Here is a 24,665-nt window from a genome sequence, read left to right as displayed (position 1 = left end):
GCCTCAGTCCCACAGCCGGGAGAGCAGCCACGAGCCGGTCGCCGCGTCGCGGCGCAGCTCGTACACCCCGGTCTCGCGCTCCGGGGTGGCCTCGACCCGCCAGAACTCCCGCTCGCCGGGGACGTCGGCGGCGGGCGGCGGCTCGCGCCACCAGTCGCGGGTGGCGACCCAGTGCTCCAGCACCCGCCGCACGGTGTAGAGCCGCCCCCGCCAGACAAACCGGACCGGACGTCCGTCGCTGGTCCAGACCTCGACGGGATCGCCGAAAACGCGCGTCATCCACCCTCCCCCGCCCTCGTGCCTCGCGTTCACCGCACGGGGGAAGGCATGCGGCCTCTTCGAACATACGTTCGCAGGCGAGTCTAGGGTCGGCCGCGACCGGGAGGCAAGGCGGGGGCACCGCAGGAGCACGTCAGGGGCGCGGCGGGGGCACGGCGGGCGGACCGCCGGCCGGGCAGGACGAGGCGCGGGCGGGGTCAGGTGAGGAGGGTCACGAAGCGTTCGGCGACCTTGGCCACGTCGGAGACGTCGGCGATGCCGCCGCCGGTCCACAGGTAGGACCAGCCGGGCCCGACCGGCGTCGCGACGACCATGATCTGGCGCCGGACGCCGGTGCCCATGACGGTCAGCACCGACTCCTCGGGACCGGCCAGCCGCCAGCGCAGCCCGCGCGCCTCGACCTCGTACGCGAGCGCGGCGAGATGGTGCCGCCGCACTTCGGCGATCTCCCGCGCACCGACAACAGACACCACGATCAGCCGCCTCATCAGGGGGTACGAATCGCCGCCCGATGACCCGGAGCGCCCGAACGGCGACATTTGGTGACCAGCCCCAAGGATGACCCGCGCGCCCATCCGGCGCCGGTGAATCCCGGAGACTCGGTCCCCCTAATTCCTGTCCCTACCGAGAGTACCCATCCCGTAACAGAGAGTTACTAGATACTTACGTACGGCGGCCCGGCCCGTGACCGTCCCATGACCGGCGGACCGCGCCGACGCCGGGCCGGGAGCCCGGCTTCCGTGATACACCCCTTGATTGGACGGGCGTCCGGGAACATCCGCGCCCCGGACCCGAAGGAGCCCGACGATGACCGCCGAGCGACCGTGCCACGGGCTGCGCGAGCGCAAGAAGCAGCGGACACGGCTGGCGCTCACCGACGCGGCGCTCGACCTGTTCCTCGACCAGGGGTACGAGCGGACGACGATCGACGAGATCGTGGCCGCGGTCGAGGTGTCGCAGCGCACCTTCTTCCGCTACTTCGCCACCAAGGAGGACGTCCTCACCGGCTTCCTCGCCGGGTACGACCGGCTCATGGCCGCTGCACTGGCCGCCCGCCCGCCCGCCGAGCGGCCCTTCACCGCGCTGTTCGAGGCGCTGCGCACCGTGCTGAGCGCGATCGCCGAGGGCGCCCCGGACGACGCCGCCAGGTTCCGCCGCGTCCGGCAGGTGTTCGAGGCCACGCCGGCGCTGCTCCCCGCGCAGATGGCGCGGTTCTCGGCGTCGGAGAAGGCGCTCGCCGCCGAGATCGCCCGCCGCGAGGGGGTGAACCCCGAGCGGGACCTCCGCCCGCAGATCATGGTCGCCTTCCACTCGGCCGCGACCCGGGTCGCCTTCGAGGAGTGCGCCCGGAACGAGGTCTGGGACGCGGCCACGGTCGCCGCCCGGATCGAGGACGTCGTCGTCCTCGCCGGCCGCACCATGGGCGACTGGATCTGACCGCCCGCGGTCCCGCACGGCCCGATCCGACCGCCCGCGGTCACTCCGTGGAGTGATCCCCGCTTCACTCTCACGTCCCATCCGCGGCGGGTCCGGCTCCCCTAGGCTGGGCCCGGAAAAACGATCTTCCTAGGAGCCCGCCCCCCATGACGACCCCCGCCGCCGGCCCCCTCCACCAGGACGAGCCCCGCGTCCTCGGCCCGTACCGCCTCCTCGGCCGGCTCGGCCGCGGCGGCATGGGGACGGTGTACCTGGCCGCGGAGCCGACCGGCCGCCGGGTCGCGGTGAAGGTGGTCAACCGGGAGCTGGCCGGCGAGACCGCGTTCCTGGACCGGTTCCGGCGGGAGGTGACCGCGGCCCGCCAGGTGCACCGGTTCTGCACCGCGCCGCTGATCGACGCCGATCTGGACGCCGACCCGCCCTACATCGTCACCGAGTACATCGACGGCCCCAGCCTGGAGCAGACGGTCGCCGAGCGCGGCCCGCTGCCCGGCTCCGACCTGGAGGGCCTCGCCGTGGGGGTGGCGACCGCACTGGCCGCGATCCACGGCGCCGGGATCGTGCACCGCGACCTCAAGCCCGCCAACGTGCTGCTGTCCCCGACCGGCCCGCGCGTCATCGACTTCGGCATCGCCCGCGCGCTCGACGCCGCCGACGGGCCGACCCGCACCGGCCAGTTCATCGGCACCCCCGCCTACATCGCCCCCGAGATCCTGCACGGCGAACCGGTGTGCCAGGCGTCCGACGTGTTCTCCTGGGGATGCGTGGTCGCCTACGCCGGCACCGGACGGCCGCCCTTCCAGGGCGGGACGGTGGCCGAGGTCTTCAAGCGCATCAGCGGCGACCCGCCCGTGCTCGACGGGCTCGACCCGGGGCTGCGCGCGCTCGTCGCCCTCACTCTCGGCAAGGACCCGCGCAACCGGCCGACCGCGCAGGGGCTCCTGGCGCGGCTGCTCGGCCAGGAGAAGGCCGACCCCGAACGGGCCGCGGCGAGGGTCACGGCGACCTGGCACCGCCCCGGCACGGTCCCGGCGGACCAAGGAACGGGCACGGGCACCGGCACGGGGACGGGCGGGGCCGCGTCCGCCGCCGTCCCGCCGACCGGGCCCGCCTCCACGGCCCCCGGCGCCGAGGCCCCCGGCGGTGGTCCCGTCCCGGCCACGGCGCCGCCGGGATCGGTGCCGGCGGTACCCGAGCGGCAGACCGTCCAGGTGAACCTGCCCTACCCCGAGGCGTGGCGCGGGCCCAAGCGGTGGTTCACCCTGGTCCGGGGGCTGATGGCGCTCCCGCATCTGGTGGTCATGCTCGTCCTGAGCGTGCTGCTGGTGGTGGTGATGGTGCTGAGCTGGCCGATCATCCCGTTCACCGGGCACTACCCCCGATCGCTGTTCCGCTTCGTCGTCGGCTTCCAGCGCTGGTCAGGACGGGTGGTGGCGTACGCCTTCATGCTCACCGACGAAAAGATCCCGCCGTTCCGCACCCTGCCCCGGGCGCTGCGCTCACGCTGACGTCCGGAGTACTAGGGTTCTCGACAAAGGCCCCCAACCACCAGGAACACGATGACCACGCACGCAGGAGAGAACACGCTCCGGCCCGAGGACCCCCGTGAGCTCGGGCCCTACCGGCTGATCGCCCGGCTCGGCCGGGGCGGGATGGGCACGGTCTTCCTGGGCGAGGACGGCTCGGGCCGCCGGGTCGCCGTCAAGGTGATCAACCGGGAGCTGGCCGGCGAGACCGCGTTCCTGGACCGGTTCCGGCAGGAGGTGACCGCGGCCCGCCAGGTCCGCCGGTTCTGCACCGCGCCGGTGATCGACGCCGAGCTGGACCGGCAGCCGCCGTACGTGGTCACCGAGTACATCGAGGGCCCGAGCCTGGAGCACGCGGTCGCCGAGCGCGGCCCGCTGCCCGGCTCCGACCTGGAGGGCCTCGCCGTCGGGGTGGCGACCGCGCTGGCCGCGATCCACGCCGCCGGGATCGTGCACCGCGACCTCAAGCCCGCCAACGTGCTGCTGTCCGCCACCGGCCCGCGCGTCATCGACTTCGGCATCGCCCGCGCCCTGGACGCCGCCGACGGGCCGACCCGCACCGGCCAGTTCATCGGCACCCCCGCCTACATCGCCCCCGAGATCCTCCGCGGCGAACCGGTCACCGCGGCGTCCGACGTGTTCTCCTGGGGATGCGTGGTCGCCTACGCCGGCACCGGCAGCGCCCCGTTCACCGGCGTCACGGTGCCCGAGATCTTCTACCGGGTCGCGCACGGCGACCCGGTGCTGGACGGTCTCGACGCGGGGCTGCGCGACATCGTCGCCGCGGCGCTCGACAAGGACCCGCGCAACCGCCCGTCCAACCAGGAGCTGCTCAGCCGGCTGGTCGGCCACGCGCGGCCCGACCCGGCGCAGCTCGCCGAGACCGTCCAGGCGGGCTGGCACGGCGCCATGCCCCCGCCGCCGCAGGCCCCGCAGGCCCCGCAGATCCCGCAGGCCCCGATGCCCCCGCCGCCGCCGACCGGCGGGTACCCGCAGTCCGGCCCCACGGCGATGCTCGGCCACGACGCCACCCGCGGCGATCCGCGCCCGGCCCGCGCCGAGGGCCCCGGCACCTCGCGCAGGCCGCTGCTGATCGGCGCCGCCGCCCTCGCCGCGGTGGTCCTGGTGGGCGCGGGCGCGTACGCGCTGTTCGGGTCGGACGGCCCGCCCGGCGACACCGCCAGCTTCTACGAGACCGACTTCGCCTCCGGGCAGAGCGGCTGGTACGGCGACAACTACACCGAGAGCAGCGGCCAGGGTGTGCAGAACGGCCACTACCGGATCGATCTCAAGAGCAACAACAGCGCGGGCTTCACCCTCGCCGCGAGTCCCGTCGACGACACCAAGCAGCTTCCCAAGCAGCAGCTCGTCACCGCCCAGGTGACCCCGGCGTCGGGGCCCAACTACGGGCAGTTCGGCCTGTTCTGCCGCGGCTCGAAGGAGATCGGCGAGGAGGGCGGCTACCAGTTCCTGATCCGCCGGGACGGGAAGGGCTCGCTGATCCGCAAGGTGTCGCCCGTGGTCGGCGCCAAGGAGCTCGCCACGGGCGACGACGCCGGCGGCTACGAGGCGCCCGAGGCCGGCAAGCCGGGCCGCCCCAGCAAGGTCCAGATCGCCTGCGAGGAGCAGGACGGGGGCAAGAAGGTCAGGCTGCGGCTCTGGGTGAACGGCGACCTCGCCGCCTCCGCCACCGACTCCGACCAGGTGCTCCCGAACCGGAACTCCGGGCTGATCGTCACCCGGATCAGCGAGACCCAGGAGACCCTGGCGGTCGACTACGACGACTTCGAGATCGCCGAGATCAAGGGCTAGCCGGCAGGTAGGCGCCCATCCAGCGGGCGAGCTCGGCGAAGACCCGCTCCCGCACCGGCCCGGCCGACAGCACCAGGTCGTGCAGGCCGCCCTCGACCCGCACCAGCGTGACGTGCGGGCCGAGCCGCGGCGCCCAGCGCGCCATGTGCGCCACGTCCAGGACCGCGTCGGCGCCGGTCACGTCGGTGGCCCGGCGGCCGGGCCGGACGCTGCGGTCCGAGCTCATCACCAGCACCGGCACGTCGATGCCGAGCCCGGCGTGCAGGCGGAGCTGCCCCCGCCGCACCGCCGCCAGCCACCCGGCCCGCACCGTGAACCCGAGGAGCGGCTTCCACTCCAGGTCGAAGTCCCATTCGCCCTCGTGGTCGCGGTGCAGGCTGCGCGGGTAGGCACCGGACACCCCGGCGGGCATCGCGGCCATCGGGAACCGCGCGCGCAGCGTCCGCGCCAGCCCGGCGCCGAGCTTGCGCACCGGGAGCGGCTCGGCGATGTCGAGGAACGGGCTGTTGAGGAAGAGCCCGTCGACCAGGCCCCGGCCGCGCACCCGGTCGGCCCACAGCGCCGCGAGCAGCCCGCCGGTGGAGTGCCCGTTCAGCAGCAGCGAGTCGTGCCCGTCCACGTCCCGGACGATCCGCACCGCCTCGTCGATCTCGGGGAAGTACTCGGTGAGGCTGCCCACGTAGTTGGGCGTCTGGTGCGGGCGCAGCGACCGCCCGTACTTGCGCAGGTCGAGCGCGTAGAAGTCGACGCCCCGCCCCACGAAGAAGTCGGCGAGGTTCCGCTGGAAGAAGTAGTCGACGAACCCGTGCAGGTAGAGCACCGCGCGCCGCGACGGCTCGGCGCACCGCCGCCGGACGAGCGTGGCCACCACCTCGCCCTCGGCGTCCCGTCCCATCGGCAGCTCGATCGCCTCGTACCCCGGCCCGAGCACGTCCGCCGTCACGTCCATGACACCCTCCCTCACCGGCTCCGGCCCCACCCTACGGCCCCGCCCCATCCGCCCGGCGGCGGGGATTTGACCGGTGGCGGGAGATCCGTACGATCTCGGGGATCACCGACGAATGCGGAGCCCCGTCCGATGACCGAGTCCCCCCAGCTCGAACAGAGCCGGACCAGCAACGCGCTGGAATGCGCGCTGTCCTTCATCCAGACCTGGAACGGAAATCCGCAGGCCGCGGGCACGATCGCCTACCACCCGCAGGATCCGCTCGGGATGCTGTGCGGCGAGGTGGGCGGCCGGGACCGGGCCGAGCAGGTGCTGGGCGCGGCGTTCCGCTACATCGGGCCGGACGCGTCCGCGCTGGACGCGATCGGCGAGCGGCTGCGCGTCCTCGGCCACGGGCACTGCGCGCTCATCGTGAACGGCTGGCGGCCCGAGGAGGGCACCGGCACCCACGCCTGGAACGCCTGCAACCACGAGGGCCGGATCACCTGGATGGACGCCAACCGGGGCGAGCGCTCCACCACGCCGCTGTACCCGCAGGTGTACGGGGTGTGGGCCATCATCGTCGACTCCAACGGACGGGGCATGCCGTGATCACGCGCGAGTTCGTACTGGAACGCTCCCGGGCGATGTTCGCCGCCTCGCCCTCCGCCGGCGGGCGCCCCGTCGAGGTCGGGGTGTACGAGTTCGACCTCGGCTTCGTGGTGTGGCCGGTCGAGCCGCCGCCCGCCGACTGGTCCCGTCCGCCCGGAACCGTCGGCGGCAGCGTGCTGGTGCTGGACCGGCAGACCGGCTCGGCCGGCGTCTTCCCCCGGCTCGCCGCCCCGGTCGTCGCGGAGATGTACCGCAAGCAGCAGGCCGGGGGCTGACCGCGCCGGTCAGCGCCGCGCGCGGAGCAGGTAGCCGCCCAGCGCCGCCGCGCCGCACAGCGCCTGCGCGGCCAGGTGGGCGCCGGACGGCTCGCCGGTCAGGGCCAGCAGCGTGGGCGCGCAGCCGAGCAGTGCGAGGTCGGCGCCGGTCGCGGCCCAGAGGAGCGGGCCGGTGGGCATGGCTCCGACGGGGGTGTCGAGGACCGGCATCGCGTGGTCGGCCGGACGCCGCCGCGCCATCCGCAGCGCCCCGGCGGCCAGCGCGGGCGCCGCCGCCGGGCCGAGCAGCCACCACGGGCCCGGGGGCAGGCCGTGCGCCAGGCCGAGCCCGGCCAGCGCGAGGGTGAGCCAGGCGCCGCCCAGCAGCGCCGGGAGCACCGCGCGCGCCGCGAGCACCGGGCGGAGGCCGATGCCGAACAGCCGGGCGAGGCTCGGGTCGTCGCCGTCGCGGCGGGCGCCCGTGGTGCACGCGACCGCGGCGGCCAGCGCCCCCGCGGCCAGCACGGCCGTCGAGGCCGCGCCCACCGCCTGCGCGGTGAGGGCGGGCAGTGCCGCGGACGCGAGCACCGCCGACAGCCGGCCGGGACGGCGCCCAAGCCTGCGCCAGTCGGGCCAGGCCAGCGCGAGCGCCGGGGACGCGGCCGTCCCGGACGCCGCGCGCCGCGTCAGCGGCGCGGGCCAGGGACGGGAGCGCAGGGCCCGGCCGCGCCAGTGGGCGTCCTCGGCGATCCAGGTCAGGATGCCCGGGTCGAGCGCGGCCGACGCACCGGCCACGTGCCCGGCCCGGGTGGACGAGGCCAGCAGGGCACGGGCGGGGATGCGCTCGAGCGCCCCCCAGGCCGACCTGAGCAGGAGTGCGGCGGTGGCCGCGCAGGACGCGGCGAGGGCCGCGCCGAGCGACACCGGCGCGCCCGCGACGGAGGCCAGCATGTGCCGTCCGGGACCGCTTCCGAGCACGGCGGCGAGCACGGCCGCCGCCAGGACGCCGGCGATCGCCCCCTGGAGCCAGGCGTCCCAGGCCTGCGACGACTGGGCCAGCACGGCGGTCGCCATCCCGCCGGCCGCGGCCGAGACCCCCAGCACCACCGCGGTGATCAGCCGCACCGCGGGATCGTCCGGCAGGCCGAGGGCGGCGAGCAGCGCCACGCCGAGGGCCGCGCCGCCGGGCAGCGCGACCAGCAGCAGGACCGCGGCCGGCCGGCCGAGCACGCCCCGGCGCGGGAGCGGCGACAGCACCAGCCAGGCCGCGTCGGCGGCGGACGTCGCGACCGGCCCGAACGCGCGGGCGAGTGCGAGGAAGCCCGCGTAGCCGAGCCCGGCCAAGGCCAGCCCGGCCCCGATCCGGGACGGCTCCGCCTGGCGCGCGATGGACGTGACGGAGACGAGGGCGAGCCGTCCGAGCGACAGCACCGCCAGCGCGAGCCCGGCGATCAGCGCGTACCGGTCGGTCCAGGTCGGCGCCCGCCGACCCCGGGTCCGGGTCCGGATGAACGCCCGGACGAGGTGGACCTGCGTCACGCGGCGCCCCCCAGGGTGACCCGGCGGGCGTGCGCGGCGCCGGCGAGGTCGAGGTCGTGGGTGGCCATCACCACGGTGCCGCCGCCCGCCGCGTACCCGGCCAGGATCGTCGCCAGCCGCGCCCGGAACGCCGGGTCGAGGCCGCGCTCGGGCTCGTCCAGCAGGAGCAGCCGGCTCGGCCGGATCAGCGCCATCGCGAGCGACAGCCGCTGCCGCTGGCCGGTCGAGAGGGTCGGCGGGGCCGCGTCGGCCCGCGTCCGCAGCTCGAACAGGTCGAGGGCCGCGCCGACCTCCAGCCGGGGGGACGGGTGGACGGCGTGCATCAGCTCCAGGTGCTCGCGCACCGACAGCCCCGGGTACCAGGCCGGCTCGTCGGCCGCCAGGACGACGTCGCGCCAGAAGCCCGGCTCGTCCGCCGGCGGCCGGTCGAGGACGCCGAGCTCCCCGGCCGCCGGCCGCTCGAGCCCCGCGAGGCAGCGCAGCAGCGTCGACTTGCCCGCGCCGTTCACCCCGACCACGGCGACGACCTCGCCCCGGCCGACCGAGAGGTCGATCCCCTGCACGACCGCGACACCGCCGAGCTCCACGTCCAGGCCGGTGACGGTGACGGTTGTTTCTGTCATCGTCTGACCCTAATGCCCGGTGCGGACGGGCGCCCCGGGCATCGGCGGCCTCTTCACCTGACCCCGGGGGGTTCGAGCAGGGAGAAGCCGACGGCCTTGCCGAGGCCCGGGGCGGTGCAGGTGATGGTGGGATAGGCGGCGCAGCGGCCCGCGGTGAGGCCGTGGACGAGCGCGAGGCCACGGCCGCCGAGGGCCAGCGTGGCGATGAGCGCGTCCCGGTCGCCGCCGGGTCCCGGGCCGGACGGCGCGCCGAGGAGTTCGGGGACGCGGCCGAGGGACGGGGCGGAGTCGGCCAGCTCGCACCAGACCGGGTGCCGGGTCGAGCCCGCGAAGAGGACGCGCAGCTCGTACGGTGGCCGCGCGTGCCGGACGCCGTTGGCCGCGAGTTCGGCGGCGACGAGTTCGAGCTCGGCCGACCTCGCGTCGGGCACGCCCGCCCGGGCGAGGACCTCCCGGAGGATGGACCGGGCGCGGTGCTCGGTCCGGCGCCGGGGCAGGCGCCAGATCCGCGCGGACCACGGGGTGCACCAGGGACGGGCGGTTTGAGGGATCGCCGTTCGCATCAAGCCCACCTCACACGTGACGGTTCGTATGTGAATTCGGACGCACAGTGACCGAACTTCTGCCACACTGGCGGAAGATCTCTTTCTCCACAAGGTGTTCAAAGTAGAAACTTGCGATCCCACCTGGAGGTGGCCGAGTGCCCGCGTCCGTGCCCACGATCCGCAGCAGATGGCTCGGAGCGGCGCTGCTCAAGGCCCGCAAGGACGCGGGCCTCACGCTGGACGAGGCCGCCGGCCGGCTCGACTGGCAGACCTCGAAGATCAGCCGCATCGAGAACGGCCTCGCCCGCGCGCACTGGGGCGACGTCCACGACATGCTCAACGCCTACGCGGTCACCGACCCGGACCGGCGCGAGGCCCTGACCAGCCTGGCCAAGAGCCTGCGCGAACGGAACTGGTGGCGCGGGTACGGTGCGCGGCTCGACCCCCCGTTCGCCGACTTCCTGAGCCTCGAAGGGGCCGCCCAGGAGATGAGCACCTACCAGCCGCAGGTGGTGCCGGGCCTCTTGCAGACCCGCGACTACGCGCTGGCCATGGTGGGGTCGAGCAGGCTCTGGGAGGACCCGGAGGCCGCCGGGCGGTTCGTCGACGTCCGGATCGGGCGCCAGGCCGTCCTGACCCGCCCGTCCCCGCTGAAGCTCCGGGCGGTCGTCGGCGAGGCCGCGCTCCGGCAGCAGGTGGGCGGACGCGAGGTGATGGACGGCCAGCTCCGCCATCTCCAGCGGGCCGCCGAGCTCCCGAACGTCACCGTCCAGGTCCTGCCGTTCGCGGCCGGCTCCGCGACCGGCATGTTCGGCCCGTTCGGCATCCTCACGTTCAAGGGCCAGGGGGTGGCGGAGGTCGTCTTCCTGGAGAACCTGGTCGGCGGGCTGTACCTGGAGGAGGACGACGAGATCCACCAGTACCGGCTGGCGTGCCGGCATCTTCGCGCCTCGGCCCTGTCCCCGAAACAGTCCCTGCGGCTGGTCGCCGATGTCCTGAAGGAGACGAACGCCTCATGACCCCCCACGTCCCGGCTGGGCCCCGCCCTTGGCGGAAGAGCAGTCACAGCGGCGACAAGGCCGATTGCGTCGAGGTCGCGCGGCTCGGCGGAGGCGGAGTGGGCCTCCGTGACTCCAAGGACCCCGGCGGCCCGGTGCTCGTCCTCTCCCCCCGAGCCTGGACGGCCCTCGCACGCATCCTCGACTGAGTCGGGCCGGCGCATGCCCCGGCGCGCCACCGGCCGCGCCCTGCCCCGCGCGGGGTCAGTCCTTGCGGCCGGTGGCGGCGACGGTGACGCCGAGGCCGATCAGCATGAGGCCGCCGGTGCCGCCGATCGCGGCGAGGCGGCGGGGCGAGCGGGCGAACCAGGAGCGGGCGGTGGCGGCGGCCAGGCCCCAGATGCTGTCGCACAGCAGCGCGATCGTGGCGAAGACCAGGCCGAACAGGAGCATCTGGAGCGGGACGCCGCCGCGGTCGCGCTCGACGAACTGCGGGAGGACGGCGGCGAAGAACACGATCGTCTTGGGGTTGGTGACGCCGACGACGAAGCCCTGCCACATCTCGCGGCCGGCTCCCCTGCCCGCGCCGGGGTCGCCGACGAGCGCGTGCTGGAGCGAGCCGCGGTTCCGGAACGCCTGGACGCCGAGGTAGACGATGTAGGCGGCGCCCGCGAGCTTCAGCGCGGTGAAGACGATCACCGAGCGCTCCACGATCGCGCCGACCCCGAAGGCGACCGCGCAGGTGAGCGCCACGACGCCGAGCTCGTTGCCGGCGACGCTGGTCAGCGCGGTGCGGCGGCCGTGCGCGAGGGCGCGGCCGACCACGAACAGCACGGTCGGGCCGGGGATGAGGATGATGGCCAGCGCCATGGCGGAGAAGCCGAGTAGCTGGTGTGTCGAGACCATGCCCCGACCTTATGTACGAGATGCCTGGAACGCACCAAATTTCTCGGCCGAACGGACGAGGCGGACGCGGCCGGATGGCCGAAGATCCGACCAGGTGCGGCCGACCATGATTCACGGCATGAGAACGACGCTCGTCATCGTGCCCCTCGCCCTCGCCGCCGTGGTGGCGGTTCCACTGGCCGTGGCGGCGGTCCCGTCACGGTCGGCCGTCCCGGTGGCGGGCACCGGGATCGCGTGGCGGTCGTGCGGGAAGGAGCCCGGCACCGAGTGCGCGAGCGTTCGGGTGCCGCAGGACTGGTCCCGCCCGGACGGCCGGCGGATCTCGCTGAACGTGGCGCGCCGCAAGGCGACCGGCGAGCGGCTGGGGACGCTCTTCTACAACCCCGGCGGCCCGGGGATGGGGGTGGCCGGGCTCGTCCGGGACTGGGCGCCCCAGTTCTTCTCCAAGGAGCTCCTCGCGCGGTTCGACGTGGTCGGCGTCGACCCGCGCGGCGTCGCGGGCAGCGGCCAGATCCGGTGCAAGGTCCCGGTGCACGATCCGCAGGTGCGGCAGTTCCCGCGGACCGAGCGGGAGTACGAGGCGATGGTCGCGCACAACCGGAAGGTGGGCGAGAGCTGCGATCCGCTGATCCGGCACGTCGACACCGCGAGCGTCGCGCGCGACTTCGACGCCGTGCGCGCCGCGCTGGGCGAGACGAAGGTCAGCTACCTGGGACGGTCGTACGGCACCATCCTCGGCACCGAGTACGCGCGCCTCTTCCCCGGCCGCGTCCGGGCGATGGCCTTGGACGCGGTGGTCGACCACGGCATGGACACACGGCGCATGGTCCCGGACGCCGCGTCCGCCGTGGAGCACTCGTTCGACCGCTTCGCCGCCTGGTGCGACCGCACGGCGGAGTGCGCGCTGCACGGACGGAACGTCGGACGGGTGTGGGACGCGCTCGTCAAGAAGGCCGAGCGCGCGCCGATCCCCGTCACCGGCGGGCGGGCGGTGACCGCCGAGGAGCTGCGGTACACCGCGTACGCGCTGCTGACGCTGCTCCCCGAGTTCGGGAACGGGCTGGCCAAGGGCATCGCGCAGGCGGAGAAGGGCGACGCGTCCCTGCTCGCCGAGACCCGTTCCGAGGCGCTGGACGATCCGGCGTCGACGGCGGCGTACCGGTCGATCCTCTGCCAGGACATCGCCCCGCGGATCAGCGGCTTCGCCGCGCTCAAGGCGAGGAAGCGGCAGGTGGAGCGGCGGGCCCCGCACATGCGCGGGACCTCGGAGTTCTGGGACATGACCACGGGCTGCGCCGGATGGCCCGTCCCGCCGTCGAACCCGCAGGCTCGGGTGCACATCTCCGGCGTCCCGCCGGTGCTGCTGGTCGGCAACGCCCACGACCCGGCCACCCCGCTCGCGTGGGCGCGGAGCCTGTCGCGGGGCATCGAGGGGTCGCGGGTGCTGGCGACCGAGTCGGACGGGCACACCGCCTACCTGCGGAACTCCTGCGCGACCGGGCACATCGACCGCTACCTGGTCACCGGCGCCCTCCCGTCCGCCTCCACCTGCAAGGCGGACGCGGTCAAGTAGCGGAACCCGGCCGCGGTCAGCGGCGCCGAAGGCGCTGACCGCCCGTCCCTCGGTGTCAAAGCCTGACCCCGGCGCGTCACAGCGCCGGGGTCGCGGCGAGCAGGGCGCGCGTCTCCGGATGCGCCGCGGCGTCCAGGGAGCGGGCGGGCACGTCCTCCACCACCCGGCCGCCGGCCAGCACGACCACGCGGTCCGCGATGCGGCGGGCCACGCGCAGGTCGTGGGTGACGAACACGACCGCGAGGCCCTCGTCGCGGCGCAGCCGGTCCAGCAGCGCGAGGATCCGCTCCTGGGCGAGCACATCGAGCCCGGTGGTGGGCTCGTCGGCGAGCAGCAGCCGCGGCCCGGCGGCGAGCGCGCGGGCCAGCGCGACCCGCTGGCGCTCCCCGCCCGACAGGGTGGCCGGACGGCGCGCGGCCATCGCCGGGTCGAGCCCGACCCGGTCCAGCAGCGCGCCGACGCCGTCGCGGCGGCCGAGCGCCTCGGCGACGACCCGCTCGACGGTGTAGCGCGGGTCGAACGAGGCCAGCGCGTCCTGGAACACCAGCCCGGTCCCGCGCCGCACCGCCCGCCGCTCCCGGTCGCGCAGCGTCCACACGTCGCGCTCCCCGGCCAGGACGCGCCCGGCCGCCGGGCGGTCCAGCGCGGCCAGCACGCCGACCAACGTCGACTTCCCCGAGCCGCTGCGGCCCACGACCGCGACCGACTCGCCCTCGCGGACGTCGAGGTCCACGCCGTCCAGCGCGACGGTCGTCCGGCCCCTCCCGCGCAGCACCCGCCGCACGCCCCGCGCCGACACCAGCGGCCCGGCGTCGCGGGCTGGGTGCCCGTGCGCGGACGGATCGTGCGCGGACGGGCCGGACGCCTCCAGGCGGGCCGCGGCGACCAGCTCCCGGGTGAACGGGGCGGACGGCGCGGCCAGCAGCCCGGCGCTCGGGCCCTGCTCGACGACGCGCCCGCCGGACAGGACCGCGATCTCGTCCGCCCAGCGCCCGGCGACGGCCAGGTCGTGCGTGATGAGCAGGACCGCGCGGCCCTGCTCGGCGGCCTGGGCGCGGACGGTGCCGAGCACCTCGGCCTGGGTGACCGGGTCGAGCGCGGTCGTCACCTCGTCGGCGATCAGCAGGTCCGGTTCCAGCACGGTCGCCAGGGCGAGCGCGGCGCGCTGGGCCTGGCCGCCGGACAGCTCGTACGGGCGCGCCTCCCACACCTGCGCGGCGTCCAGGCCGCAGCGCTCCAGCGCCGCCGCGCCCAGCTCGCCGGGGTCGCCCGCGTCGTGCGCGCGGACGCTCTCGGTCAGGTGGCCGCCGATGGTGACGGCCGGGTTGAGGCTGGCGGCGGCGTCCTGGAACGCGTACCCGACGCGGCGTCCGCGGACCCGCCGCAGCTCGCGCGCGCCGAGCCCGAGCAGGTCCGTCCCGCCCAGCCGGATCGCCCCGGAGGCGCGCACGGCGGCGTCCGGGTCGTGCAGCCGGACGATCGACCGGGCGGTGAGGCTCTTGCCGCTGCCGCTCGGCCCGACCAGCGCGACGACCCGTCCCGCGCCGACGCGCAGCGACAGGCCGTCCACGACGCGGCGGCCCGGCACCTCGACGGTCAGGTCCACGATCTCCAGCGCGGTCACCAGGCCCGCCCTTCGCCCTGGCCGGCCGCCGAGGCCAGCACGTTGACCGCGAGGATCGTCGCGACGACGCAGGCGGCGGGGAAGGCGACGGTGTACCACTCGCCGGTGAGCAGGTGGGCCTGGGCCTCGGTGAGCAGGTTGCCCCAGCTCGGCCGGTTCGGCGGGATGCCGAGGCCGAGGAAGCTGAGCGTCGACTCGGTGAGGATCGCGTGCCCGACCTCGAACGCGGCGATCGAGGCGATCGGCGGCAGCGCGCCGGGCAGCAGGTGCCGGCGCAGCACCTGCCCGCGCGACAGCCCGAGCGCGTGCGCGGCCCGCACGTACAGCCGCTCCCGCTGGCCGACCAGTTCGGCGCGGGCGACCAGCGCGACCGACATCCAGCTCGTCACCGCGACGGCGAGGACGACGGTGCCGAGCGAGGGGCCGAGCACCGCGGCGAGCGCGAGCACCACGACCAGCATCGGCAGCGACAGCAGCACGTCGGCGGACCGCGCGATCAGCTCGTCCAGCCAGCGCGGCCCGGCGGCGGCGAGGCCGCCGAGCAGCACCCCGGCGACCACGGTGATCGCGGCTGCGGTCAGGCCGACCAGCAGCGAGGTCCGGCCGCCGTACAGCAGCCGGGCGAGCAGGTCGCGGCCGAGCAGGTCGGTGCCGAGGGGGTGGCCGGGCGAGCCGGGGGCCAGCCCGGTCGCGGCGGTGTCGGTCGCGATCGGGTCGTAGGGCGTGAACAGCGGGGCGAACACGGCCAGCACGGCGAACGCCGCGAGCACGAGGCCCGCCGCCCACACCCCCGGCCGCCGCACCGGGACCCGCGCGGCCAGCAGGCCCCGGGTCGGCGCCGCCGGCGTCCCGCCGTCCCCCGAGAGCGGCGGGACGCCGTCGGTGAGATCGGCCCGGTCAGTGATGGGCACGGTCCATTCCTCCGTTCGGCGCGGCCGGGTCGCGGCCCGAGAGCCGGACGCGGGGGTCGAGCCACGCCACGGCGAGGTCGCCCAGCAGGTTGGCCAGGACCACGATGACGCCGGTGACCAGGACCACGGCGGTGAGCACCGCGTAGTCCTGCTGCCGCGCGGCCAGGATCGCCTCCCGTCCCACCCCCGGCCACGAGAAGATCATCTCGGTGGCGTAGGCGCCCGCGATCAGCGTGCCGACGCCGACGCCAAGCCGGGCGGCGAACGGGACGAGCCCGAGCCGCACCAGGTGCCGCGCGGTGACCGTCCGGCGGCGCAGCCCCCGGGCGCGCGCGTTCTCCACGTGCGGCGCGGTGCGCAGCCGGGCGACGCCGGTCTGCACCAGCCGCGCGTAGGTGCCGAAGTGGTGCCCGAACGCCAGCGCCAGCGCGGGCAGGACCAGGTGCGGGACCAGCACGGCGGCGGTGACCGGCTCGCCGGGACGGGCCAGCCCGCCGGACGGCAGCCAGCGCAGCCACGCCGCGAAGATCCACAGCAGCAGCAGCGCGGTCACGAACCCGGGCATGCCGCCGAGCGCGAACAGCCCGGTCTCGATCGACCGGCGCAGCCACGCGCGCCGGGTGAGCGCGGCGGCGAGCCCGGCGCCGACGGCCCCGACCACGCTGAACAGCACCGCGACGCCGGTGAGCAGCAGCGTCCACGGCGCGGTGTCCGCGAGGGTCTCGGCGACCGGGCGACCGCTGCCGTACGAGGCGCCGAAGTCGCCGCGCACCGCGCCGGACACCCAGCGCCCGTACCGGACGGGCAGCGGATCGTCGAGCCCCATCCGGTGCTCCAGCCGGGCCACGTCGGTGGGTGCGGCCGGACGCCCGCCGGACCGCGCCTCCAGGATCGAGGCGGCCGGGCTGCCGGGCGCGAGGTCGAGCAGCGCGAAGCACAGCGCGGACAGGGCGACGACGACCGCGAGGGCCGTCGCCGCCCGCAGGAGGAGGAACCGCTTCACCGGATCAGGACCAGGACCACTTCTCGGCGTTCCAGAAGAAGCCGTAGCCGTGGTGGCCGAGGGTGCGCCGCTCGGGGCCCTTGAGCGCCTTCGGCACCGCGTTGTCGGTCAGCAGGTAGGCGACCCACGCGAACGGCGGGTCGGCGGCGAGCGCCTTCTGGAAGTCGGCGTAGGCGGCCTTGCGGACGGCCGGGTCGGACGTGCCGCGGGCCCGGTCGAGCGCCTTGTCGACGTCCGGGTTGGCGTAGGTGCCGTAGTTGGAGCCGCCCTTGTCCAGCGCCTGGGAGGAGTGGAACGGCCCGTACACCGAGGAGTCGGCGTCGTAGGGCGTGCCCCAGCCGACGACCATCGCGTCGAGGTCGCCCCAGTGCTTGCGGACCCAGTCCGCGGGACGCGGGTTGGGCACCACGTCGAAACCGCGCTGCTTGAGCTGGGTGGCGGCGACGTTCAGGATCGCCACCCGGGCCGAGTCCTCGGCGAACGTGGTGAGCTCGAAGCGGACGGTCTTGCCGTCCTTCTCCCAGAGGCCCTGCGCGTTCTTGGCGTATCCGGCGGGCCCCATCAGCGCGTCCACCTTGGCCGGGTCGTGGGTGAACGGCGCGGCGCCGGTCTTGTACGGGCTCTCGTCCAGCGGCCCGGTGGCCGGGCTGCCCTGGCCGAGCAGCACGCTCTTGACGAACGCGTCGCGGTCGAGGGCGTAGTTCATCGCCAGCCGGACGTCCTTGTCGGCGAAGACGGGCTTCTTGAAGTTGAACATCAGCGCGCGGTAGTCGGCGGTCGGGTAGGTCTCCACCCGGAGCCGGTCGTCGCCGGTGACCCTGCCGACCTGCTGCGGCTGGAGGTGGGCGCCGTCGACCTCGCCGTTCTCGAGCTGGATGAGCCGCGCGGTGTCGTCGGAGACGTACTTGATCACGACGCCGGGCAGCTTCGGCCGCCCCTCGTAGTAGCCGCCGAACGGCTCCAGCTCGCTGTACTGACCCGGCTTGTAGGCGGTCAGCTTGAACGGCCCGCTGCCGATCGGGTGCCGGCCGAACCCGGCGTCGGTGAGCTCCTTGCCCTTCAGCGCGTGCTCGGGCAGCAGGCCCATCGAGACCGCATCCAGCAGCGGGGAGAACGGCCTGCTCAGCTTGAGCGTCGCGGTCCTGTCATCCGGCGTCTCGACGCTCTCGACCGCGGTGAAGTTGCGCGACAGCGGCGCGTCGGCGGAGGCCGCCTTGACCGCCTCGATGGTGAACTTCACGTCCCGGGAGGTCAGCGGCTTCCCGTCGTGCCAGGTGAGCCCCGATCGGAGCGTGAAGGTGTAGCGCCGCTCGTCCTTGGACACCTGCCACGACTCGGCGAGGCCCGGCACGACCTTGTTCTGCGCGTCGTGCCGGGTCAGGCCGCGGAAGACCATCTCGGTGACCGGGTCGGTGTGCTCGTCCTGGAGCGCCGGGTTGAGCGTCTCGGGCTCGTCCCCGATCGCGTAGGTGAAGGTGCCGCCGGTCGTGCCGGACGGGTCGCCGGCCGAGCCGCAGGCGGTGGCGAGCAGGCCGGTCGCGGTGACGACCGACCCGATGACGAGCGCGGACTTGTGCATGGGTCTCCTTGTTGCAAACTTATTGCAACAAGGAACTATAACCATGATCCTGCTGAATGTCCGACTTGGCCGCAGGGCCTCCACCCGGGGCGGCCGGTCAGCGCAGCGAGCCGTCCCCGTTCCGGCTGAGCTCGGCGCGGCCGAGGGCGCTCCGGCGGACCTTGCCGGTGGACGTGCGCGGCAGCTCGGCCATGAACGTCACCGAGCGCGGCACCTTGTGCTCGGGGAGCCGCTCCCTGGCCAGCCCGATGAGCTCCTCGGCCAGCACCGGGACCGGCGGCGCCACCTCGTCGGCCACCACGAACGCCGCCAGCGCCCCGCCGCCCGCCTCCTCCCCCGCCCCGTCCGCGTCCGCGTCGGCGATCACGGCCACCTCCACCACCCCGGGGTGCTGCCCGAGGATCCGCTCGACCTCCAGGGGCAGGACCCGCTCCCCCGACACCGTCACCTGGTCGAGGATCCGGCCGTGGTGGTGGACGAACCCGTCCTCGTCGACATGCACCAGGTCGCCGGTGCGCAGCCACCCGTCCGGCCCGAGCGCCTCGGCGGTCCTGCCGGGCTTGCCCAGGTACTCGATCATCACCGACGGGCCGCGCACGTACAGCGCGCCGCGCTCGCCGATGCGGGCGGCGGCCTGGCCGCCGGCGCCGAGGCCGGCGGCGTTGGCGGCAGCGGCGGCGGCCCGGTCCTCGCCGGGACGGCCCTCGTAGCCGACGCCGCCCTCGCCGCGCACCGCGATCTCGTACGGGTCGAGCACGACGCCGAGCGCGCCCCGCCGCCGCCGGGTCACGGTGTTGGACACGAACGTGTGGCCGACCTCGGTGCTGCCCAGCCCGTCCAGCACCGGGCAGCCGAGCACCTCCTCGATCCGGTCGCCGAGGGAGGGCAGCAGCGGCTCCCCCGCGGAGGCCGCCGCCCGCAGCGACGCGAACGCCTCCCGCACGGCCCGCGGCTCGGGCCCGCTCACCAGCCGCGCGTACCAGGTCGGCACGGTGAACAGCAGGGTCGGCCGGTGCCGCCGCGCCTGCTCGACCGCCCCGCGCACCGTCGGCGCGTCCGGCCACAGCACCGAGGCGCCGCCGCAGAACATCGGGAAGAACACGGTGGCGCCGAGCCCGTAGGGATAGCACGCCTTCGACAGCGAGAACGACACGTCGCCGGGCACCATCCCGAGCGCGCCGAGCGCCATCGCCTCGTGGTAGGCCGCCGGGTCGGTATGCCGATGGACCGCCCCCTTCGGGTCCCCGGTGGTCCCGGAGGTGTACTGGACGTAGGCGGCGGCGCCGGCCGGCACCGGGACGGGGTCCGGCAGCGACGCGGGCTCGTCGGCCAGGTCGTCGCCGGTGAGCACGGGCACGGACGTGAAGCGGGGGACGAGCCCGGGACCGCACACCACCGCGCGCGGATCGGCGTCGCCGAGCACGTACGCGTGCTCGCGCCCGGACAGCTCGGGCCCGGTGAGCACGGCCACCGCGCCGAGCCGCAGCGTGCCGAGCAGCGCGGCGACGAACGCGATCGAGTCGGGGAGCGCGATCAGGACGCGGTGACCGGGCCGGACGCCCACCGACCGCAGCACGCCCGCCGCGCGGGCGCCCGCGTCGTGGACCTCGCCGTGGCTGTACGTGGCGGCGCCGGAGTGGAACAGCGGCCGGTCCCGCCACCCGTAGGTATCCGCTCGATCGGCCAGAACGGCCGCAAGGTTTCCTTCCATAGCGGAAACTCCTCTTGCCTGGGGGGACAAGCGGAGGTTACGTCGAGTAGGCGTACCGACACGGGGAGTTCTCCGTATTTCGGTCTTTGGGATGCCGTATATAGGTCATACGGCGGGGCCTCTTCTTTCATGGCCTCGCGCGTGGCGTCCGCGCGGTCAGGCGGGGAGCACGTCCCAGGCGCCCTCGCGCCGCACCAGCAGCCGGTGCGTGAGCAGCGAGCCGGCCGGCGCGTCCCACGCGGGGTCGGCGCCGGCGTCGCCGCGGTCCTCCGACCAGACCTGGCCGACCGCCCAGCGCAGCTTGTCGACCCCGTCGGGGTGGCCGGTGCCGGACGCGACGAACACGTCGCGCGCGGGCGCCGCCACGACCAGGTCGCCCTCGACGTCCTGGGCCAGCTTGTCGAGGAAGCCCTCGTCCAGCAGCAGCCCCGATTCGAGACCGCCGCGCCGCACCGCGCCCGCCCCGGCGCCCGCCGCGTTCGCGCCGGCCGGGGGACCGCCGATCGGGCCGTCCCCGAGCGTCACGGTCACCGCCCGCACGTCCGGGTACCAGTGCATCGACAGGTCGGGACGGCGGTTGCGCAGGTTGATCGTCGCCCGGCGGCGCAGGTCCTCGGGCGGAACGCCCAGCTCAGCGCAGTGCCGGCGCGCGACGTGCTCGTACCGGCGGCCGGGCGCCGCGGCCTCGTCGGGCAGCTCCAGCGCGTAGGTGACGTAGAGGTCGGCGGCGAACTCGTCGCGGATCGGCTCCTCGCCCGGCGGCAGCGGGAACTCCAGCTGCACCTCGGCCGGCACCCGGGCCTTCATCAACGGGACGATGAGACTGGAGCGCGGCTCGGTCACGGGTCGTTCCTCCTGCTGCCGGTGGTCCTGGTGCCGGTGCGTCCGGATGGATCACCCTACCGGGGCCCGGGGCGCCCCGCCGGAACCCCGCGCGGCGCAGGTGTCCGGTGCGAGGCTGTGGGTAGTGATCCCCGCGGAGGGAATATTGAGCTTCTGGGAATATCTGGCCAGCCGGCGCGAGCTGCTGGTGTTCGAGACCTGGCAGCACGCCAGCATGGTCTTCCAGTGCGTGCTCGCGGCCCTGGTCATCGGCGTGCTGATCGGCCTGCTGGTCTACCGGCGGCCGAGGCTGGCCGCCTTCGCCACCAGCACCGCCGGCGTGATCTTCACCGTCCCGTCGCTGGCGCTGCTCGGCCTGCTCATCACCCCGCTCGGCCTCGGCGTCGCGCCGAGTGTGGTGGCGCTGACCCTCTACTCGCTGCTGCCGATCGTGCGCAACACGATCGTCGGCCTGTCCGGCGTCGACCGCACCCTGGTCGACGCCGCCCGCGGCATCGGGATGGGCCGCCGCCGGATCCTGCTGCGGATCGAGCTGCCGCTCGCCTGGCCGGTGATCCTCACCGGCGCGCGGGTGGCCACCCAGCTCGCGATGGGGATCGCCGCGATCGCCGCGTACGTGTCCGGTCCCGGCCTGGGCGAGCAGATCTTCTCCGGACTGGCCCGGCTCGGCGGCGCCAACTCGATCAACATGACGCTCGCCGGCACGCTCGGCATCATCATCCTGGCCCTGCTCTTCGATGCCTGCTTCCTGATCATCGGCCGACTGACGACCCCGCGAGGCATCCGTGCCTGACACCGTCCCCCCCGTTCCCCCCGCCGGCCCGACCCGATCGGCCGCCCCCTCCGGACCGGCCGACCCCGCCTTACCGGGCGCCATCGACCCCGGCGACGGCGGGCCGCCGGGCGAGGCCGCCTCGGCCGAGCGCGGCGGCATCCAGCTGATCAACGTCACCAAGCGCTTCCCCGGCCAGGCGACGCCCGCGGTCGACAATGTGTCGCTGACCGTCGACGGCGGCGAGATCGTGGTGCTGCTCGGGCCGTCCGGCAGCGGCAAGACCACCACGATGCGGCTGATCAACCGGCTGATCGAGCCCACCTCCGGCAAGATCATCGTGGCCGGGCGGGACGCGCTCGGCCTCGACCCGAACGACCTGCGCCGCCAGATCGGCTACGTGATCCAGAACGCCGGGCTGTTCCCGCACATGACCGTCGGCACCAACGTCGGGCTGGTGCCGCAGATGCTGGGCTGGGGCAAGGCCCGCATCAAGGCCCGGGTGGACGAGCTGCTCCAGCTGGTCGACCTCGCGCCGGACCAGTTCCGCGACCGCTACCCGCGCGAGCTGTCCGGCGGCCAGCAGCAGCGGGTCGGCGTGGCCCGCGCGCTCGCCGCCGATCCGCCCGCGATGCTGATGGACGAGCCGTTCGGCGCGCTCGACCCGATCACCCGCGAGCACCTCCAGGACGAGCTGCTCCAGCTCCAGGAGGAGCTCGGCAAGACCATCGTGTTCGTCACCCACGACGTCGACGAGGCGCTCAAGCTCGGCGACCGGATCGCGATCCTCGACAAGGGCTCGCGCATCGTGCAGTACGCGACGCCGAAGGAGATCCTGCTCAACCCGGCCGACGAGTACGTGGAGCAGTTCCTCGGCGGCGGGCAGGCGATGAAGCTGCTGAAGTTCAGCCGCGTCGCCGACGTCCCGCTCCAGCAGGTGCCGCAGGCCGCCCCCGGGGACGACGCCGCCGCCGTCCGCGCGCAGATCGACGCGGCGGAGAGCACGTTCGCGATCGTCCTGGACGAGCGGGACCGCCCGGTCCGCTGGATCACCGTGGACGACCTCGACGGGCTCACCGGCCCGATCGGCGACCACGGCACCGGCACGGCCCGGCCCATCCGCGTGCGCAACACGTTGCAGCAGGCGCTGGAGGCGCTCATCCAGGTCGAGCACGAGTGGGTGCCGGTGGTCGGGCCGCGCGGCGTCTACCGCGGCACCGTCACGCTGTCCACCCTCCAGACCGCGATCAAGGACATGAAGGAGCAGACCAGGTCACGCCGGCGGCAGGACAAGGCGGCGGATTCGTGACCGGCCCGTCCGCCCCCTCTCCCCCGAGCGGACCGAGCGGACCGAGCGAGCCGGGCCCGGTCGGCGGCCCCGCACCGGCCGCGGCGAACGCGGGCGCGCCGGCGGGCGCCGGCGGGCCGGGCGGGGGGACGGCGGTCGAACCGCGGACGGCACTGCACGCGCCCACCGGACGGTCCTGGCGCGCGTTCCTCCAACCGCTGGCCATCATCGCGATCGGCGGGCTCTGGATGCTGTACGTGGAGAACTCCGACCTCGACAGCATCGCCGCCCGCGTCCTGGCGCCCGACTACGTGGCGCAGAAGACCTGGGAGCACATCGAGCTGGCGGTGGTGTCGACGCTGCTGGTCCTGGTGATCGCGATCCCGCTCGGCGTGCTGCTCAGCCGGTCCTGGGCGCGGCCGGCCACCCCGCTGGTGCTCGCGATCGCCAACATCGGCCAGTCCGCGCCCGCGATCGGCGTGGTCGTGCTGCTCGCGGTGACCTTCGGGATCGGATTCTGGACCGCGATCGTGGCGCTGGTCGCCTACGGCGTGCTGCCCGCGCTGCGCAACACCCTGGTCGGCCTCCAGCAGGTCGACCCGACGCTGACCGACGCGGGCCGCGGCATCGGGATGTCGGCGGCACGGGTGCTGGCGCGGGTCGAGCTGCCGCTCGCCACCCCGGTCATCCTCGCCGGGATCCGCACCACCCTGGTGCTGATGGTCGGCACCGCCAGCATCGCCTCGTTCATCAGCGGCGGCGGGCTCGGCGACCTGATCACCACCGGCGTGTCCACCCAGCGCACCCCCGTCCTGCTCACCGGCTGCATCCTGATCGCGCTGCTCGCACTGCTGATCGACTGGCTGGGCGGGATGGCCGCCCGCCTGCTGGCACCGAAGGGACTGTGATGCGCCGCGCGCACCCCACGCTCGCGCTGCTCGGCGCCGTCCTGCTCGGCCCGGCCACGCTCGGGCTGAGCGGGTGCGGGCTGAAGCCGGCCTCGGCGTTCCTGCCCGCGATCGAGCCCGGCACGATCAAACCGATCAAGAACCTGGAGGGCGCCAGGCTCCGGGTCACCTCCAAGGAGTTCACCGAGCAGATCGTGCTCGGCAAGCTCGCCGTGCTGGCGCTGACCGCCGCGGGCGCGAAGGTGCAGGACAACACCAACGTGCAGGGCAGCGTGACCGCCCGCCTGTCGATCACCGGCGGCGACAACGACCTGATGTGGGAGTACACCGGGACCGGCTGGATCACCTACCTCGGCCGGACCGAGCCGATCGTCGACCCGCAGCGGCAGTTCGACGCGGTGGCGGCGCTCGACCTGAAGAAGCACCACATCGCCTGGCTGCCGCCGCCCGCGCCGCTCAACAACACCTACACAATCGCCGTCTCGCCCGCGACGCAGCGCAAGTACGGGCTGACCGACCTGTCGCAGCTGTCCAGTGTCCCGGTCGGGCAGCGGACCATCTGCACCGAGCCGGAGTTCTTCTCCCGCAACGACGGCCTGCGCGGCATGCTCGCCGCGTACGGGCTCAAGTACGGGTCGGGCGTGCCCGCCAAGAACGTCATGCAGATGTCGGCCGGCGTCGTCTACAACTCGGTGAAGAATGGCAAGTGCACCTTCGGCCAGGTCACCGCGACCGACGGCCGTATCCAGGCGCTCGACCTGAAGGTGCTCAAGGACGACAAGCACTTCTTCCCCAACTACAACCCGGCGATCACCGTGCGGGAGTCCGTCCTCAAGGCCCATCCGGAGCTGACCCCGATCTTCGCCCAGATCAGCCCGAAGCTGACCACCGAGGTCATGCGGACCCTGAACAGCAAGGTCGACGTCGACGGCGACGACCCGGTGTTCGTCGCCCGCGACTGGATGCGCGCGCAGGGCTTCATCAAGTGACCCGCCAG

The 24,665-nt window shown here is 74.6% G+C and carries 25 protein-coding genes; 12 read left to right on the top strand and 13 right to left on the bottom strand.

The features are described from left to right. Positions 1–3 precede the first annotated feature (3 nt). Positions 4–279, bottom strand: coding sequence for a DUF6504 family protein (locus QP090_RS35430; protein WP_285944121.1), 276 nt, complete (start codon positions 277–279; stop codon positions 4–6). A gap of 197 nt (positions 280–476) precedes the next feature. Then, positions 477–752 (bottom strand): hypothetical protein, encoded by a 276-nt coding sequence (locus tag QP090_RS35425; protein ID WP_285944120.1) that lies wholly within the window; start codon positions 750–752, stop codon positions 477–479. Between the two features lie 334 nt (positions 753–1,086). On the opposite strand from QP090_RS35425, the gene QP090_RS35420 reads away from it, so the two are divergent. From QP090_RS35420 to QP090_RS35410, 3 genes are all read left to right on the top strand, one after another. Further along, a complete protein-coding gene (locus tag QP090_RS35420; protein ID WP_285944119.1) occupies positions 1,087–1,716 on the top strand; it encodes a TetR family transcriptional regulator in 630 nt (209 codons plus the stop codon). Positions 1,717–1,862: 146 nt separating this feature from the next. Continuing rightward, on the top strand, positions 1,863–3,224 hold the full coding sequence (locus tag QP090_RS35415) for a DUF4389 domain-containing protein (protein ID WP_285944118.1): 1,362 nt from the start codon (positions 1,863–1,865) through the stop codon (positions 3,222–3,224). A 51-nt stretch (positions 3,225–3,275) separates the two neighbouring features. Beyond that, on the top strand, positions 3,276–5,054 hold the full coding sequence (locus tag QP090_RS35410; protein WP_285944117.1) for a serine/threonine-protein kinase: 1,779 nt from the start codon (positions 3,276–3,278) through the stop codon (positions 5,052–5,054). On the opposite strand, the gene QP090_RS35405 is transcribed toward QP090_RS35410, so the two are convergent. After that, a complete protein-coding gene (locus QP090_RS35405; protein ID WP_285944116.1) occupies positions 5,044–6,003 on the bottom strand; it encodes an alpha/beta hydrolase in 960 nt (319 codons plus the stop codon). The genes QP090_RS35410 and QP090_RS35405 overlap by 11 nt on opposite strands. Before the next feature lie 129 nt (positions 6,004–6,132). Between QP090_RS35405 and QP090_RS35400 the strand changes: the two genes are divergently transcribed. Together QP090_RS35400 and QP090_RS35395 are read left to right on the top strand one after the other, a co-directional pair. Continuing rightward, positions 6,133–6,591 (top strand): toxin glutamine deamidase domain-containing protein, encoded by a 459-nt coding sequence (locus QP090_RS35400; RefSeq protein WP_285944115.1) that lies wholly within the window; start codon positions 6,133–6,135, stop codon positions 6,589–6,591. Further along, positions 6,588–6,866, top strand: a complete 279-nt coding sequence (locus tag QP090_RS35395; protein WP_285944114.1) for an SUKH-4 family immunity protein — start codon at positions 6,588–6,590, stop codon at positions 6,864–6,866. The genes QP090_RS35400 and QP090_RS35395 overlap by 4 nt, the downstream gene beginning before the upstream one ends. Before the next feature lie 9 nt (positions 6,867–6,875). Here QP090_RS35395 and QP090_RS35390 read toward each other — a convergent pair whose 3' ends face one another. The 3 genes from QP090_RS35390 to QP090_RS35380 are packed head-to-tail and all read right to left on the bottom strand — an operon-like array spanning position 6,876 to position 9,570. Next, the gene (locus tag QP090_RS35390; RefSeq protein ID WP_285944113.1) at positions 6,876–8,384 is read right to left on the bottom strand and encodes a DUF6297 family protein; all 1,509 of its coding nucleotides are present in this window, start codon (positions 8,382–8,384) and stop codon (positions 6,876–6,878) included. Continuing rightward, positions 8,381–9,007 carry an ABC transporter ATP-binding protein gene (locus QP090_RS35385; RefSeq protein WP_285944112.1) on the bottom strand — a complete coding sequence of 209 codons (627 nt, stop codon included), beginning with the start codon at positions 9,005–9,007 and terminating at the stop codon, positions 8,381–8,383. The genes QP090_RS35390 and QP090_RS35385 overlap by 4 nt, the downstream gene beginning before the upstream one ends. 53 nt (positions 9,008–9,060) lie before the next feature. Continuing rightward, on the bottom strand, positions 9,061–9,570 hold the full coding sequence (locus QP090_RS35380) for an ATP-binding protein (RefSeq protein WP_285944111.1): 510 nt from the start codon (positions 9,568–9,570) through the stop codon (positions 9,061–9,063). A 137-nt stretch (positions 9,571–9,707) separates the two neighbouring features. On the opposite strand from QP090_RS35380, the gene QP090_RS35375 reads away from it, so the two are divergent. Both QP090_RS35375 and QP090_RS35370 read left to right on the top strand, forming a co-directional pair. Beyond that, on the top strand, positions 9,708–10,571 hold the full coding sequence (locus QP090_RS35375; protein WP_285944110.1) for a helix-turn-helix domain-containing protein: 864 nt from the start codon (positions 9,708–9,710) through the stop codon (positions 10,569–10,571). Beyond that, on the top strand, positions 10,568–10,759 hold the full coding sequence (locus tag QP090_RS35370) for a DUF397 domain-containing protein (protein WP_285944109.1): 192 nt from the start codon (positions 10,568–10,570) through the stop codon (positions 10,757–10,759). Before QP090_RS35375 ends, QP090_RS35370 begins: the two co-directional genes overlap by 4 nt. A gap of 55 nt (positions 10,760–10,814) precedes the next feature. Here QP090_RS35370 and QP090_RS35365 read toward each other — a convergent pair whose 3' ends face one another. Beyond that, complete coding sequence (locus tag QP090_RS35365) at positions 10,815–11,456, bottom strand: LysE family translocator (protein WP_285944108.1); 642 nt, start codon at positions 11,454–11,456, stop codon at positions 10,815–10,817. Between the two features lie 118 nt (positions 11,457–11,574). On the opposite strand from QP090_RS35365, the gene QP090_RS35360 reads away from it, so the two are divergent. Next, positions 11,575–13,029 (top strand): alpha/beta hydrolase, encoded by a 1,455-nt coding sequence (locus QP090_RS35360; protein WP_285944107.1) that lies wholly within the window; start codon positions 11,575–11,577, stop codon positions 13,027–13,029. 76 nt (positions 13,030–13,105) lie between these two features. Here QP090_RS35360 and QP090_RS35355 read toward each other — a convergent pair whose 3' ends face one another. The 6 genes from QP090_RS35355 to QP090_RS35330 form a co-directional block, all read right to left on the bottom strand. After that, a complete protein-coding gene (locus tag QP090_RS35355; protein ID WP_285944106.1) occupies positions 13,106–14,653 on the bottom strand; it encodes an ABC transporter ATP-binding protein in 1,548 nt (515 codons plus the stop codon). Further along, positions 14,650–15,564: an ABC transporter permease gene (locus QP090_RS35350; protein ID WP_349666534.1), complete on the bottom strand. Its 915-nt coding sequence runs from the start codon at positions 15,562–15,564 to the stop codon at positions 14,650–14,652. Before QP090_RS35350 ends, QP090_RS35355 begins: the two co-directional genes overlap by 4 nt. Then, positions 15,551–16,567: an ABC transporter permease gene (locus QP090_RS35345; RefSeq protein WP_285944105.1), complete on the bottom strand. Its 1,017-nt coding sequence runs from the start codon at positions 16,565–16,567 to the stop codon at positions 15,551–15,553. The genes QP090_RS35350 and QP090_RS35345 overlap by 14 nt, the downstream gene beginning before the upstream one ends. A gap of 4 nt (positions 16,568–16,571) precedes the next feature. Next, positions 16,572–18,146 (bottom strand): ABC transporter substrate-binding protein, encoded by a 1,575-nt coding sequence (locus tag QP090_RS35340; protein ID WP_285944104.1) that lies wholly within the window; start codon positions 18,144–18,146, stop codon positions 16,572–16,574. Positions 18,147–18,243: 97 nt separating this feature from the next. After that, complete coding sequence (locus tag QP090_RS35335) at positions 18,244–19,857, bottom strand: AMP-binding protein (protein ID WP_285944103.1); 1,614 nt, start codon at positions 19,855–19,857, stop codon at positions 18,244–18,246. Positions 19,858–20,013: 156 nt separating this feature from the next. Continuing rightward, positions 20,014–20,700, bottom strand: coding sequence for a DUF1444 domain-containing protein (locus QP090_RS35330; protein WP_285944102.1), 687 nt, complete (start codon positions 20,698–20,700; stop codon positions 20,014–20,016). Between the two features lie 145 nt (positions 20,701–20,845). Here QP090_RS35330 and QP090_RS35325 point away from each other — a divergent pair, with 145 nt between their 5' ends. From QP090_RS35325 to QP090_RS35310, 4 genes are read left to right on the top strand one after another with little or no spacing between them, the layout of a single operon-like run. Next, entirely contained in the window at positions 20,846–21,493 is a 648-nt protein-coding gene (locus tag QP090_RS35325; RefSeq protein WP_285944101.1) for an ABC transporter permease, read from the top strand. Then, positions 21,486–22,781, top strand: a complete 1,296-nt coding sequence (locus QP090_RS35320) for an ABC transporter ATP-binding protein (RefSeq protein ID WP_285944100.1) — start codon at positions 21,486–21,488, stop codon at positions 22,779–22,781. The genes QP090_RS35325 and QP090_RS35320 overlap by 8 nt, the downstream gene beginning before the upstream one ends. Then, entirely contained in the window at positions 22,778–23,668 is an 891-nt protein-coding gene (locus QP090_RS35315; RefSeq protein WP_285944099.1) for an ABC transporter permease, read from the top strand. Before QP090_RS35320 ends, QP090_RS35315 begins: the two co-directional genes overlap by 4 nt. Further along, positions 23,668–24,657, top strand: a complete 990-nt coding sequence (locus QP090_RS35310; RefSeq protein WP_285944098.1) for a glycine betaine ABC transporter substrate-binding protein — start codon at positions 23,668–23,670, stop codon at positions 24,655–24,657. Before QP090_RS35315 ends, QP090_RS35310 begins: the two co-directional genes overlap by 1 nt. Positions 24,658–24,665 lie beyond the last annotated feature (8 nt).

It is taken from the genome of Actinomadura xylanilytica (assembly GCF_030283145.1).
GTDB lineage: Bacteria > Actinomycetota > Actinomycetes > Streptosporangiales > Streptosporangiaceae > Spirillospora > Spirillospora xylanilytica.
Note: the sequence above shows the minus strand (reverse complement) of the source record. Positions and strands in the feature narration are given on the sequence as shown.

Bases quoted from the DNA above. Each gene is read 5' to 3' on its own strand.
- QP090_RS35365 (WP_285944108.1), bottom strand. From the start codon at position 11,456: ATGGTCTCGACACACCAGCTACTCGGCTTCTCCGCCATGGCGCTGGCC.
- QP090_RS35370 (WP_285944109.1), top strand. From the start codon at position 10,568: ATGACCCCCCACGTCCCGGCTGGGCCCCGCCCTTGGCGGAAGAGCAGT.
- QP090_RS35340 (WP_285944104.1), bottom strand. From the start codon at position 18,146: ATGCACAAGTCCGCGCTCGTCATCGGGTCGGTCGTCACCGCGACCGGC.
- QP090_RS35420 (WP_285944119.1), top strand. From the start codon at position 1,087: ATGACCGCCGAGCGACCGTGCCACGGGCTGCGCGAGCGCAAGAAGCAG.
- QP090_RS35380 (WP_285944111.1), bottom strand. From the start codon at position 9,570: ATGCGAACGGCGATCCCTCAAACCGCCCGTCCCTGGTGCACCCCGTGG.
- QP090_RS35360 (WP_285944107.1), top strand. From the start codon at position 11,575: ATGAGAACGACGCTCGTCATCGTGCCCCTCGCCCTCGCCGCCGTGGTG.
- QP090_RS35310 (WP_285944098.1), top strand. From the start codon at position 23,668: ATGCGCCGCGCGCACCCCACGCTCGCGCTGCTCGGCGCCGTCCTGCTC.
- QP090_RS35405 (WP_285944116.1), bottom strand. From the start codon at position 6,003: ATGGACGTGACGGCGGACGTGCTCGGGCCGGGGTACGAGGCGATCGAG.
- QP090_RS35385 (WP_285944112.1), bottom strand. From the start codon at position 9,007: ATGACAGAAACAACCGTCACCGTCACCGGCCTGGACGTGGAGCTCGGC.
- QP090_RS35400 (WP_285944115.1), top strand. From the start codon at position 6,133: ATGACCGAGTCCCCCCAGCTCGAACAGAGCCGGACCAGCAACGCGCTG.
- QP090_RS35410 (WP_285944117.1), top strand. From the start codon at position 3,276: ATGACCACGCACGCAGGAGAGAACACGCTCCGGCCCGAGGACCCCCGT.
- QP090_RS35415 (WP_285944118.1), top strand. From the start codon at position 1,863: ATGACGACCCCCGCCGCCGGCCCCCTCCACCAGGACGAGCCCCGCGTC.
- QP090_RS35335 (WP_285944103.1), bottom strand. From the start codon at position 19,857: ATGGAAGGAAACCTTGCGGCCGTTCTGGCCGATCGAGCGGATACCTAC.
- QP090_RS35430 (WP_285944121.1), bottom strand. From the start codon at position 279: ATGACGCGCGTTTTCGGCGATCCCGTCGAGGTCTGGACCAGCGACGGA.